This window comes from Kribbella sp. NPDC049584, assembly GCF_040675555.1.
Lineage (GTDB): Bacteria > Actinomycetota > Actinomycetes > Propionibacteriales > Kribbellaceae > Kribbella.
On the sequence record NZ_JBFAPF010000012.1, the window covers coordinates 274,154 to 285,964 of the forward strand.

The 11,811-nt window shown below is 67.2% G+C and carries 12 protein-coding genes; 6 read left to right on the plus strand and 6 right to left on the minus strand.

The window, feature by feature from the left end; translation table 11 throughout:
* Nucleotide 1 precedes the first annotated feature (1 nt).
* A complete protein-coding gene (locus AB0J62_RS34030; protein WP_363880180.1) occupies nucleotides 2–784 on the plus strand; it encodes a nitroreductase/quinone reductase family protein in 783 nt (260 codons plus the stop codon).
* A gap of 74 nt (nucleotides 785–858) precedes the next feature.
* On the opposite strand, the gene AB0J62_RS34035 is transcribed toward AB0J62_RS34030, so the two are convergent.
* Genes AB0J62_RS34035 through AB0J62_RS34055 form a run of 5 tightly spaced genes read right to left on the minus strand, consistent with a single transcriptional unit; the run spans nucleotide 859 to nucleotide 5,900 of the window.
* Nucleotides 859–1,608 (minus strand): class I SAM-dependent methyltransferase, encoded by a 750-nt coding sequence (locus tag AB0J62_RS34035; RefSeq protein ID WP_363880142.1) that lies wholly within the window; start codon nucleotides 1,606–1,608, stop codon nucleotides 859–861.
* Nucleotides 1,586–2,083 carry a lincomycin resistance protein LmrB gene (locus AB0J62_RS34040; protein ID WP_363880145.1) on the minus strand — a complete coding sequence of 166 codons (498 nt, stop codon included), beginning with the start codon at nucleotides 2,081–2,083 and terminating at the stop codon, nucleotides 1,586–1,588. The genes AB0J62_RS34035 and AB0J62_RS34040 overlap by 23 nt, the downstream gene beginning before the upstream one ends.
* Nucleotides 2,080–2,832 (minus strand): dihydrofolate reductase family protein, encoded by a 753-nt coding sequence (locus AB0J62_RS34045; RefSeq protein ID WP_363880148.1) that lies wholly within the window; start codon nucleotides 2,830–2,832, stop codon nucleotides 2,080–2,082. The genes AB0J62_RS34040 and AB0J62_RS34045 overlap by 4 nt, the downstream gene beginning before the upstream one ends.
* A 33-nt stretch (nucleotides 2,833–2,865) precedes the next feature.
* Nucleotides 2,866–5,196: an FtsX-like permease family protein gene (locus AB0J62_RS34050; protein WP_363880151.1), complete on the minus strand. Its 2,331-nt coding sequence runs from the start codon at nucleotides 5,194–5,196 to the stop codon at nucleotides 2,866–2,868.
* On the minus strand, nucleotides 5,193–5,900 hold the full coding sequence (locus AB0J62_RS34055; RefSeq protein WP_363880154.1) for an ABC transporter ATP-binding protein: 708 nt from the start codon (nucleotides 5,898–5,900) through the stop codon (nucleotides 5,193–5,195). The genes AB0J62_RS34050 and AB0J62_RS34055 overlap by 4 nt, the downstream gene beginning before the upstream one ends.
* Nucleotides 5,901–6,039: 139 nt before the next feature.
* On the opposite strand from AB0J62_RS34055, the gene AB0J62_RS34060 reads away from it, so the two are divergent.
* From AB0J62_RS34060 to AB0J62_RS34080, 5 genes are all read left to right on the plus strand, one after another.
* Nucleotides 6,040–6,834 carry a histidine kinase gene (locus tag AB0J62_RS34060; protein WP_363880157.1) on the plus strand — a complete coding sequence of 265 codons (795 nt, stop codon included), beginning with the start codon at nucleotides 6,040–6,042 and terminating at the stop codon, nucleotides 6,832–6,834.
* A complete protein-coding gene (locus AB0J62_RS34065; RefSeq protein ID WP_363880160.1) occupies nucleotides 6,831–7,499 on the plus strand; it encodes a response regulator transcription factor in 669 nt (222 codons plus the stop codon). The genes AB0J62_RS34060 and AB0J62_RS34065 overlap by 4 nt, the downstream gene beginning before the upstream one ends.
* A 110-nt stretch (nucleotides 7,500–7,609) precedes the next feature.
* Complete coding sequence (locus AB0J62_RS34070) at nucleotides 7,610–8,044, plus strand: VOC family protein (protein WP_363880163.1); 435 nt, start codon at nucleotides 7,610–7,612, stop codon at nucleotides 8,042–8,044.
* A 15-nt stretch (nucleotides 8,045–8,059) separates the two neighbouring features.
* Nucleotides 8,060–8,470: a YciI family protein gene (locus tag AB0J62_RS34075; RefSeq protein ID WP_363880166.1), complete on the plus strand. Its 411-nt coding sequence runs from the start codon at nucleotides 8,060–8,062 to the stop codon at nucleotides 8,468–8,470.
* Nucleotides 8,467–9,612: a DUF6596 domain-containing protein gene (locus AB0J62_RS34080; protein ID WP_363880169.1), complete on the plus strand. Its 1,146-nt coding sequence runs from the start codon at nucleotides 8,467–8,469 to the stop codon at nucleotides 9,610–9,612. The genes AB0J62_RS34075 and AB0J62_RS34080 overlap by 4 nt, the downstream gene beginning before the upstream one ends.
* 220 nt (nucleotides 9,613–9,832) lie before the next feature.
* On the opposite strand, the gene AB0J62_RS34085 is transcribed toward AB0J62_RS34080, so the two are convergent.
* Entirely contained in the window at nucleotides 9,833–11,449 is a 1,617-nt protein-coding gene (locus AB0J62_RS34085; RefSeq protein WP_363880171.1) for a metallophosphoesterase family protein, read from the minus strand.
* Nucleotides 11,450–11,811 lie beyond the last annotated feature (362 nt).

Here is an 11,811-nt window from a genome sequence, read left to right on the forward strand (position 1 = left end):
CATCGACGAGTTCCGGACGAATGCCGGCCAGGTCGGCGGTCCCTTCGAGAACTCTAGGTTGTTGCTCCTGACAACAACTGGCGCGCGCTCGGGGCAGCCGCGCACCGTCATCCTCGGCTACTACCCGGACCGAGACCGGGTCCTCGTCGTCGGCTCGGCCGGCGGCAGCCCCTACCACCCGGCCTGGTATCACAACCTGCTCGCCGATCCCGAGGTCACCGTCGACCTCGGCCTGTTCACCTATCCGGCAACAGCAGTCGTACTGCGTGGTGCCGAGCGTGACGACGTGTTCGCACGACTGGTCGAGGCTGATCCGGGATGGGGCGACTACCAGGCCCGCACGACCCGGACCATCCCGGTCGTCGCGCTCGTCCAGCGGCCTGGTCCGCCGCCGGGCGCCGAGCGCGGGTTCGCCGAGGCTTTGAAGACCATCCATGTGGCCTTCCGGCGTGAGCTTTCCCTGATCCGGGCCGAGGTCGCGAAATCCGGCACGCTGGGCGCCCAGCTCCGGATCAACTGCCTGACCGCCTGCCAGGGCCTGCATTATCACCACACCGGCGAGTCGACCGGCCTCTTCCCGGCGCTGGTCCAGCAACACCCCGAGCTGGCCGACGTCGTCGCCGTACTGCAGACGGAGCACGACAAGATCGCCGTACTGCTGGAGGAGTTGGAGCGGCTCGCCGCGACTCCGGGCGCGGAGATCCTGCCACAGGTCGACGAGCTGATCGCTCAGCTCAACGCCCATCTGAATCGTGAGGAGGCAGAGCTCCTGCCTTACCTGTGAGACTCACGCCGGCTTCATGACCGAGGGCTGGCCGGGCTCCGTTGGCACCCGGAGCCTGGTCGGCCGATCCGGGGTCAGCGGCGGGCCAGCAATGCGTAGGAGTTGGGGAGGCGGCCGGACCACGCTGCGGCGTTCGTGTCGTCCTGCGGTCGCCAGAACGGTTCGGCGTACTCCTCGAGGGTTTCGAGGTGCAGACCGGCCGCGGTGATGGCCGTGACGATCTGACCGAGATTCCACTGCCACTCACGCGCGCCGTTGCCGGGGAATGTGTCGTTGACGTGCGATTCGGCGAAGTAGCTGCGGTCCGGCCGGATCCGCGGCTCGTCCTCGTCCCACGTCCACAACGGCACGGCTGGGTGGGCTTCGTACATGAACAGATGCCCGCCCGGCCGCAGTACCCGCGCAATGTCCCGAGCCCAGGCGTCGAGGTCGCGCATCCAGATCAGCGCGCCCTTACCGGTGTAGACGAGATCCGCACACGCATCCTTCACCGGTACGCCGGGCACTTCCGCCACCAAGTAGTGACACGCCACGCCCAGCTCCCGAGCACGCCGCTGGGCCGCACCCGCAGCGACCGAGCTGTAGTCGATCCCGATGACGCGTTGCGCGCCCGCTTTGACGAGCCCGATGTCGTCCAGCCCATGCCCACTCTGCAGATGCACCACGACCGGTTGTTGAGCCAACACCGCCCCGAGCAACCCAAGCTCCCGCTCCAGCAGCAGCCCGTCTCCCCGAGCCGCCTCGAGCAGTTCGTCGTACTCGCGAACATGCTTCGCCGAAGCCTGCTCCCAGACCACCCGATCACCCGCTACCACCTCGTCCATGGGCAAAGTCAATCTCATCAAGCAACTGCATATCGTGCACATCCTGCGGTCTGAGCTCGTATCCCTGGTGCGATCGTCGTTGCGCACTGGCCGGCATGCATCGGACTGGCTGACCGCCGATGCATCCGTCGATGGCCGGTGGGATGAAGTAGGTGTTCCCGTCGAAGTCGAGTTGTTCGGTGCCTCCGCCCGGCACCGGCGTACTCGGATGGAGATCGATGCGATGCCCGTCCACGTGGGTGAGTTGCACGGTGACCTGTAGGTAGCGCGCGTCCGTGATGTCGTACTCGAGTCCAGCCAACACCTCCACCACCTGATCCAACTCTGGCCGAGCCACACCCAGATCCAGATCTTCGTGCATCCGCGTCTGCCGACCGACCAGCGCGTCCACACCCCAGCCGCCGTCGACCCAGACATCCAAACCGGCCAGGGCATCCAGCACCTTCAGCACACGTTCCGCCGTCATCTCGGTCATCGGGCCACCTCATAGCGAAGACTCACTACGCCGTCGGCTGTGGTGGTGCTGGACACGAGTCGTAGTCGGGTCGGAAGTGCTCCGGGCTCGAGCTCTGGTCCGTCGAACACAGTCGGCACACCCGCACCTCCGATAGCGGCTGGGAACAGAATCAGATGCAGCTCGTCGATCAGATCAGCACGCAGCAAGGCGCCGTTCAGCCCGCCGCCGGCCTCGGACACGACGCACGTGACGCCGAGCCGCTCGCGCATCCGGCGTAGCGCCAGCTCCAGATCCACGTGCTTCTCGCCGGCGACGAGGTACGGAGTGTTCTGGCGCCGCAGGTAGGCGAGGTACGCCGCCGGCGTGGCACGGGAGACGAGGACCAAGAGGTCGATCCCGGCCCCGCCCTTCTCCGTCCACAGAACCCGCCCGCGACTGTCCACAACTGTGAACCATTTGCGATGCCCCGGATCGTTCACCACGTCGTCCGGCAGGAAGTCGTCGTACGAACTGGTTGCCTCGGGCAACTCCAACGGGCCGGTGTCCGCGGTGACGAACGTTCCGCTGCCTTCGAGGATCGCGGTCGGTGCGTACAGCTTCTCCAACAACGCAGTACGCGCATCATGCATCGGCACAAACCCGTCCGGCCACAACGATCGCCACAGCTGCCCGGCCTCGTCGGACAGCAAGAGACGGTCCCGGCCGACGGTCACGCGTCCGTCGACCGAGGCTGCCACTGATACCACCACTCGCGGTCTGTCGCCCATGAAAGCCTTCCTATCAAGGCCCTCCGACAGTTTTCATTCGTTGTGCAGGACCTTGGCGATCGTGGTGTGGGCTGCTGAGCGCGCAGGGAAGTAAGCGCCGGCGGCGGCGATGATGATGCCGGCGAGGATCAGGAGCGCCAGGAGGGACCAGGGGTAGACGTGGAGCATGAACGCCGGGATCTCGACCTGGGCGCCGTTGGCCATCGCCGGGACGACCAGGCGATGCGCGACGATGCCCAACGGGATACCTAGTACGCCGCCGACAGCGCCCAGGGCGGCCATCGAGGTGACGACCATGACGGTGACCTGGCTGGGGGTCATGCCGATCGACTTGAGCATGCCGAGGTCGCGGCGGCGTTCGCGGGTGTTGAGGATGACGGTGTTGAAGACACCCAGCGCAGCCACCGTCCCGAGCATCAGAGTGAGCAGTACGACGGTCGCCAGCACGATCGCCACGAAGGTGCCGGCGTCCTGCCCGTCGGCCCGCATCAGACCCGAGTCGCCCTTCTGGACCGCCTGTACGAACGCATCGAGGTCCGTACCCGGCTTGACGTTGATCTCGTACAGCGACGCCCGCAGCGACGGCGCCACCAGCGCCAGCGTCTGCCAGTTCGACAGCACCTCGTCGCCTGAGTTGTACATCGCCTTACCGACGATCTGCGCTCGTACACTCTTCCCCTCCGACTGCAGCGTGATCGTGTCGCCGACCGCCAGACCACGCTGTCGCAGGAACCGCTCCGAGACGACCACCTGACCCGGACCGTCGAACCAGCGCCCGTGAAGGATCCGATAGCCGAGCTGCTCGAAGTCCCCGCGATAGAACGACACCCGCAGGTCAGCACTGGTCCCAGCCAGCCGCATCGGCAGATCCGCACTCGCCGTCACCGACACCGCGCCCGGAGTCGACCGGATCAGCGCCTCGTCCGCCGCATCACTCAGTTTGGGCGGAGGTGGCGCCTTAGGATCGTTCGACGCCGGCCCGCCGTCATCCGGGGGTGCGAACAGCGACACGTCCACAGCGTCCACTCGACTAGCCGCAGTCTGGTACGTCATCAGCGACTTCCCCAACCCCACCGCCAGCGTCACACTCGTCACCCCGAGTACGACGGCAGCCAGCGTCAACGCCGTACGGGCAGGCCGTGCGAACGGAAGCCCCAACCCGAGGGACACGGACCGCGGCAGCCGGGTACCGCTGAGCCAACGCTGCGCCCGCAGCCCACGCCCAGCCCGAGGAGCGCTGCCCGCACTGATCGCCTCAGCCGCCGACAGACTGCGTGCGCGCAGCGAAGGCAATAGAGCAGACAACGCAACCAGCACCGGTACGCCGAGCACAACGGCCACGTCGACCCAGATCGGCACGGTGACGCCGTCAGCGCCGTAGTTCTCGAAAGCCCTTGTCAGCAAGGACTCTGCGAGCACGTTGCCCAGCACAGTGCCACCGGCACATCCGATGATCGCCGGGATGGAGATCATCGTCAGGTACACAGCCATGACCTGAGTCGGTGTGAATCCCAGCGCCTTCAGTACGCCGATGTGCTTGAAGCCGGAGACCACAGCGCCGCTGACCACGTTGGCGACGATCAGGACGGCGACCGCCAGCCCCAGCCAGCCGAACACCATGAGGAACGGTACAAACGTGTTCGGCTCACCCGTGGCGAGTGCTCGCAGCCCGAGGTACGACTGCGTGCCCACTAGCGCGCCGGACGGCAGCCCGAACGTCACAGCGGCCTGACCGGCAGACACCTGCTCGTTAGTGGCTGCCTGAGCGAAGCGGTACAGCATCTGTGTGGCTGTCGGCCTGAACGAAGTCATCTGTGCCGGTGCGACCCACGCATCCGCGGACTGACTCACGCTGTACGCGAACCCGACGATCGTCAGCGTCTGCCCCGCCACGCTCATGGTCGATCCGAGAGTCGGCGCTCCGAACCCGTCAGACGCAGTTGGATTCCGGTTCAGCACGATCTCACCTGTCTTGGCCGCCCAGCGCCCCTTCCAGACGTTGAGGCGGTCGACCGGTCCGCCCGGGTCCGCGCGTCCAACAGTGACCAGGGACTGCGGTTCGCCGAACCTCCCGTTGGAGCCCACGTCGAGCGTCGCCATCGCGAACGGACCGGCGTACGCCTTCGCAGCTGACGCCGACTTGGTCAGCTGACTATCGCTGACCTTGCTCGCGTCGTACGACGCGACCAGGTGCGCACCGCTCTGCCGCGCGTACGCCTGGTCGAACGGACCGCTCGAAGCGGCCAGCAGTCCCAGTGCGACGACGAGCATCGTGGTAGAGAGCAGCACGACGACTCCGATCACCAGGGTCTGCACGCGACGTCGGCGTACCGCTGCGCGCGACACCGGCCAGACGGCGCTCACGACGTACGCTCCAGACTGCGTTCGCCGGCGATCTGCCCGTCGACGAAGTCGATGACCCGGCTGGCGCATCGCGTGGCCAGCTGCTGGTCGTGGGTGACCAACAGCAGCGTCTGACCGATCTGATTGAGGTCCAGCAGGAGGTCCATCACCTGCTCGCCGGCGCGGGTGTCCAGCGCGCCGGTGGGTTCGTCAGCGAGCAGAATCGCCGGACGGTTCATCAGTGCGCGTGCGACCGCGACACGCTGGCGTTCTCCACCACTCAGCTGCGCTGGGTACGTGTTGCGGCGGTCCCCGATGCCCAGCTCCTCGAAGAGTTCGAGTGCGCGCTTCCGTGCGTGCGGAGCCGACGTACCGGTCAGCTGCGCGGCCAGTGCGACGTTGTCGAGAGCAGACAGGTCGTCCAGCAGGTTGAAGAACTGAAAGATCATGCCGATCCGGCGGCGCCGGAACAGTGCCAGCCCCTTCTCGTTCAGCGACCCCAGGTCGTCGCCGTGCACCACGACGGCTCCTGACGTCGGCCGGTCCAGTCCGGCCACCATGCTCAGCAGTGTCGACTTGCCGCTGCCGGACGGTCCCATGACCGCGACCGCCTCACCGGCGTGGATCTCCAGCGACACGCCGCTGAGCGCGACTGATTCGCCGTACTCCTTGCGTACGTCGGTGAGCCGTACGACCGCCTGTTCGTTGCCTAGGTCCTCCGTCATGCTGCTCACGCTAGGGCCGCCCGGCCGTCGGTGACGTCACCCTGCCGGCGTAATCTCCGCCGGCCGTCATCCTGCAGATGTACGGCGTGGCCCAGGTGGATGATGCGCTTTGCCGAACAGCTTTGGGACAGTGGATGCTGTGACCTTCCTGTGGCTGCTCGTCGCGGTGCTGGCCCTGCTGGCCGGTGTGCTTGCGTTCGCGCTCTTGCGGGCGCGGCGTGCGCACACCCGGGCGCTGGAGGAGCGCGGGTGGTTGCTGGAGCGCGAACGGGAGACGGCGGCCCGCAGTGCGGTCGACGCGGAGCGGGCGCGGATAGCGCACGATCTGCACGACATCGTGAGCCACAACGTCAGCGTCATGGTCATCCAGACAGGTGCGGCGCGGCAGGTCCTGGCAACATCGCCTGGTGATGCGGAGGCGGCTCTGCTCGCAGTGGAGGCGGCGGGACGCGACACCATGGCTGAGCTGCGCAACCTGCTCGGTCTGCTCGCGCCGAAGGCCTCGGGTGAGGATGACGAGGCTCTGTCACCGCAGCCGAGCCTGAGCCGGCTCAGTGAGCTGATCGACCGGATCGCCTTTGCTGGACTGCCTGTGGAAGTGCGGGTCTCGGGCGAGCCTCGACCACTCCCGACCGGGCTCGACGTGACGGCGTACCGGATCATCCAGGAGGCGCTGACGAACGCGCTGAAGCATGGCGACGGTGTGAAGGCTGAGGTGACAGTGCGGTACGCACCTCATGCTCTCCGGGTGGAGATCCTCAACACCGGTCCCAGCATCCTGACCGGCGGCCGGCCGGCCACTCCGGAAGGCGGCGGACGCGGTCTGCTCGGTCTGAAGCAGCGGGTGGCCGTGTACGGCGGTGACCTGGACGCCCGGCGCCGTCTGGGCGGCGGCTTCCGGGTCCGCGCAAAGCTCCCGCTGGAGCGCCCGTGACAACCAGAGTGGTGATCGCGGACGACCAGGCGCTGGTGCGTACCGGCTTCCAGATGATCCTCAAAGCCCGCGGCATCGAGGTCGTCGGCGAGGCCGCGGACGGTGCCGAAGCGGTGGACGCCGTACGACGCCTGCGCCCGGACGTCGTACTGATGGACATCCGCATGCCGGTCATGGACGGCCTCGAAGCCACCCGCCGGATCCTCGCCGGCCCGACCGACTGCCGCGTGCTGATCCTCACGACCTTCGACCTCGACCGCTACGTGTACGCGGCACTCGCAGCCGGCGCGAGCGGCTTCCTGCTGAAGGACGTCACGCCGGAGCACCTGGCAGCCGCAGTACGCCTGGTCACTACCGGCGACGCGCTCCTGGCCCCGTCCATCACCCGTCGCCTGGTCGAACGGTTCGCCGTACCAACCGCCGCCCAACCAGCCATCCACCGCGACCTGACCAGCCTGACCCCGCGCGAACTCGAAGTACTGACCCTGATGGGCCAAGGCCTCTCCAACGCCGAGCTAGCCACGGAACTAGCCCTGAGCGAGGCAACCGTCAAAACCCACGTCGCCCGCATCTTCGCCAAACTAACCCTCCGCGACCGAGCCCAAGCCGTAGTCCTCGCCTACGAAACCGGCCTGGTCTCCCCGGGGGCGCGCGACGGGCGCTAGCGCGCCTTGACCACCAATTCTGGAAATCTTCGGGTGCGGATGTCGAGAACGTCGTGGTGGCTCCGTCCCTGGGATGTAAGAAATCGCGAGGAGCTAGGAGAAGTAGCGTCATGATTCAGATGGACAACGTCGGCATCATCGTTGAGGACATGGATGCCGCTGTGGCCTTCTTCGCTGAGCTTGGGCTGGAGTTGGAGGGGCGTTCGCAGGTCGAGGGGGCGTGGGCGGACAAGACGGTCGGGATCGACGGGCTTCGCTGCGAGATCGCGATGATGCGGGTTCCGGGCGGCCACGGGCGGCTCGAGCTGTCGCAGTACCTGACGCCCGTGGCGAGTCCCGCCGTACCGGAGAACGCGCCGTACCACAGCGTCGCCATGCACCGCGTGATGTACCGCGTCGACAGCATCGAGGAGCTGCTGCCTCGCCTGCGGGCACACGGCGCCGAACTCGTCGCTGAAGTGGTGGAGTACGCCGACGTCTTCCGGCTCTGCTACGTCCGCGCACTCGGGGGCGTCATCATCGGCCTCGCCGAGCAGCTCAACTGAGACAGGGAGAATCTGATGGCCAAGTACCTGCTACTCAAGCACTACCAGGGCGGTCCGGCCCCCGTCGTGGACGCCGGACCGATGGACCAGTGGACGCCGGAGGAGGTCAACGCGCACGTGCAGTTCATGAGCGATTTCGGCGCCCGGCTGGAGGAGACGGGCGAGTTCGTCGACATGCAGGCACTGACGCCCGAAGGAGCGTTCGTGCGGTACGGCGGGGAGGGGCAGCCGCCCGTGACCGACGGACCGTTCGCCGAGACCAAGGACCTGATCGCCGGGTGGTACGTCATCGACGTCGAGTCGTGGGACCGCGCCGTCGAGCTGGCGAGTGAGCTGTCGGCAGCCCCCGGCCCCGGTGGCAAGCCGCTGAACGAGTGGCTCGAGGTCCGGCCGTTCTGGGGCGAGCCGCGCACGGTCACCGAGTGAACGAGCAACTGCTGCGGGACCTCGTGCCCGCGGTGATCGGTGTCCTCGTACGGCGTGGTGCCGACTTCGCGCCGGCAGAGGACGCCGTACAGGACGCTCTGGTCGAGGCCGTACGCGTCTGGCCGGACAACCCGCCGCGGGATCCCAAGGGCTGGTTGGTGACCGTTGCCTGGCGCAAGTTCCTCGACGCCACCCGCTCCGAGAACTCTCGCCGGCAGCGCGAGGAACGCGTCGAAGCCGAGCCGGCACCCGGTCCGGGCGGAGCGTTGGACGACACGCTCCAGCTGTACTTCCTGTGCGCGCACCCGTCGTTGTCCCCGGCATCGTCCGTTGCGCTGACGCTGCGCGCGGTCGGCGGTCTGACCACTCGCCAGATCGCGCAGGCGTATTTGGTGCCCGAGGCAACCATGGCCCAGCGGATCAGCCGCGCCAAGCGGACCGTGTCGGGTGTCAGGTTCAATCAGCCCGGTGACGTGGCCACCGTGGTCCGTGTGCTCTACCTGGCCTTCAACGAGGGGTACTCCGGTGACATCGACCTCGCCGCCGAGGCAATCCGACTGACCCGCCAACTGGCGGCCATGACGAAGCACGAGGAGGTCGCCGGCCTGCTCGCGCTCATGCTGCTCCACCACGCGAGGCGTCCAGCACGGACTCGTGTCGACGGCAGCCTCGTACCGCTCGCAGAGCAGGACCGGAGCCTGTGGGACACCCGCCTGATCGCCGAGGGTGTCGACGTACTCCAGGCTGCATTGGCCCGCGACCGCCTGGGCGACTTCCAGGCCCAGGCCGCCATCGCCGCCCTCCACGCCGACGCCCAGACCGCCGACGAGACCGACTGGGTGCAGATCGTCGAGTGGTACGACGAGTTGGTGCAGCTCACCGACAACCCAGTAGCCCGCCTCAACCGCGCCGTCGCCCTGGGCGAAGCAGACGGCCCAAGCGCCGGCCTAGCCGCCCTCGCCGACCTGGACCCAGCCCTGCCCCGCCACACCGCCGCAGCAGCCTACCTACACGAACGCGCCGGCAACCTAACCACAGCAGCCCGCCTCTACACCGAGGCCGCCCACTCAGCCCCCAACCTCCCCGAACGCAACCACCTAACCCACCAAGCCGCTCGCCTCAACACCCAACTACGCAGCTGAGCCGCCACTTGGGCCTGCCAAGCAGGCGCCACCCTCGCCGCCGACCGGCCCCAACCCCACGTCCGAGTAATGCTCGCCCCCACGGCAGCCCCTTCCGCCTCTAGAACATGCAGAGGGCCGCACGCTAGGCGTCCGGCCCTTCTGGCGTTCTCGTCTCCAGCGGCAGAATCACCCGCGAGCCTGCGGCTTGGTGCCTGGGAAGCTTGCGGAGGAGACGAGATCAGTGCCGGCCGTGGCCACCGTCGCTGCGACGGCGTTGAAGCGTGAACTTCTCGAAAACCGACAGCTCGCCGGTGGGTGTGATGATGTTGTAGTAGGTGACGTAGATGCGGGTCAGGTCACCGGGGTGACGGCCGGGGTCGACGCTGAACTCGGCGAAGCCGTACGGATGCTCCGCGTCGCGGACGCCGATCCAGATCGCCGTCTCCTTCTCCTTGACCGAGTTGAACTTACCGACGTGCTCCATCTGGACCAGTGCCGAGTGATGCCCGTGACCGTCGGCGTCGTCGGTGGTGAAGCTGTTGTTGGTAATGCCGGACACGCCGCCACCGCCGAGGACCATGTGCGTCGTACCGTGCGCACTGTCGATCACGTCGAGTGCGGTCTGACTCGGGTTGGGTGTGAGAGTGACGCTGCCGGGGACGACGCCACGCACCGCCAACGAGCGCTCATAGTCGTGCTCGTGGCCACAGACAACCAGGTCGACGCCGTACTTGTCGAACAGTGGTCCGTACGCCGCTCGCAGTGCGACGTCGGCGCCGTTCGCGGCGGTCGCAGAGCTGATCATCACCTGGTGCATGCAGACGACGATCCAGTCGATGTCCTTCGAAGCCCGTGCCGATTTGAGCTCCCGCTCCAGCCAGGCGAGCTGCCGACCACCGGAGTAGCCGTTGATGTAGATATCGCCGCCTTCCTGCAGGGCGATATCGTCGTTCTGCAGCGATATCACCTTCACCGAGCCGACCGTGAAGGTGTACCAGAGGTTGTCGAGCTCGGGCTGGTTCTCGGTCGAGGGCAGCTCGAAGTAGGTCTGGTACGCGTCGAGACCGAGCTTGCCATTGCCTGACTCGATCTCGTGGTTTCCCGCGCACGGCATCCACGGACGGAATCGTGCCGAGCGGCTGTTGTTGGCGAGGAAGTCGTGCCAGACGCGGACGCGGTCGGGGCCGGTGTTGGCGTAGCACAGGTCGCCGTTGAGGAGGTGGAACAGCGGGCCGACCTTCTCGATGCCGGTGACGATGTCGGCGGAGGCAGGCGTGGCGTTGGGCTCGAAGTCCCGGCCCGAGGCATCGGCCGGGTTCGCTCCGGTTTTCCACGTGACGCTGGGCGAGCCCTGGTCGCCGAAACTGGTGAAGGTGAACGGAGCTCTGCCGGACGGCGCCGTGTGGAAGGTGCCGGCGTCGGGGGTAGCGCCGTCGTGCTGGGCCGCGTACAGGTAGTCGGTATCGGCCCTGAGCTTGTCGAGCAGCGCGTGATGGACCCAGACGGTCCGCGCAGAGGCACCGTCCACGTAGGTCTTTGTCGTCGCGTGCACTGTGGAGCCGAAGCCGCCACTCAGCGTCCCGTAGACGACGCGCGGCTTCTTGACGGCTGCGTCGGTGACCCACGAGACGACCATCTGGTGGCGCGGGTCGGCTCCGAAGGTCAGGTGCAGGCCCTGGACGGGAGTGGTGGTCGATCCGGTGGTGAGCCCGGTGACCTCCGACTTCGCCGGGGCCGCCTCAGCGGTTCCGGCGCCGAGGAGCAGCGGCCCGGCGGCGGCGCCGGACACTGACGCGCCGAAGACGCCGAGCGCGTTGCGACGAGAGATTCGAGTTTGCTTGGGTGCTTCGGACATTCCGGGGCCTTTCGCGTCGGAGGGTGCAGTCGAACACCAACCGGACAGCAGCAGCTCGCGGTTTGCGGCAGGCCAGTGGGCGCACACTGACGGACGCTAGGAAGCACGGACGACCAGCGCAGCGCGACGCGTATGAACGTCAGATGGCAGTCACCCCAACGGACGACGACGGTGCTGCGCCTGCCGGGGTGGTCCGGATGCCGCGATGGACTCCATCACGGGGACAGCCAAAGAGCCAGACCACGGTAGTGATCCGGCCCTCAGAGATGGCGGAGGATACGAGATTCGAACTCGTGAGGGGTTGCCCCCAACACGCTTTCCAAGACCGTCATCTGGAATCCGCCGGTGATCGCTCGCCCTCG

Bases quoted from the DNA above. Each gene is read 5' to 3' on its own strand.
- AB0J62_RS34085 (WP_363880171.1), bottom strand. From the start codon at position 11,449: ATGTCCGAAGCACCCAAGCAAACTCGAATCTCTCGTCGCAACGCGCTC.
- AB0J62_RS34070 (WP_363880163.1), top strand. From the start codon at position 7,610: ATGATTCAGATGGACAACGTCGGCATCATCGTTGAGGACATGGATGCC.
- AB0J62_RS34045 (WP_363880148.1), bottom strand. From the start codon at position 2,832: ATGGGCGACAGACCGCGAGTGGTGGTATCAGTGGCAGCCTCGGTCGAC.
- AB0J62_RS34055 (WP_363880154.1), bottom strand. From the start codon at position 5,900: ATGACGGAGGACCTAGGCAACGAACAGGCGGTCGTACGGCTCACCGAC.
- AB0J62_RS34075 (WP_363880166.1), top strand. From the start codon at position 8,060: ATGGCCAAGTACCTGCTACTCAAGCACTACCAGGGCGGTCCGGCCCCC.
- AB0J62_RS34035 (WP_363880142.1), bottom strand. From the start codon at position 1,608: ATGGACGAGGTGGTAGCGGGTGATCGGGTGGTCTGGGAGCAGGCTTCG.
- AB0J62_RS34040 (WP_363880145.1), bottom strand. From the start codon at position 2,083: ATGACCGAGATGACGGCGGAACGTGTGCTGAAGGTGCTGGATGCCCTG.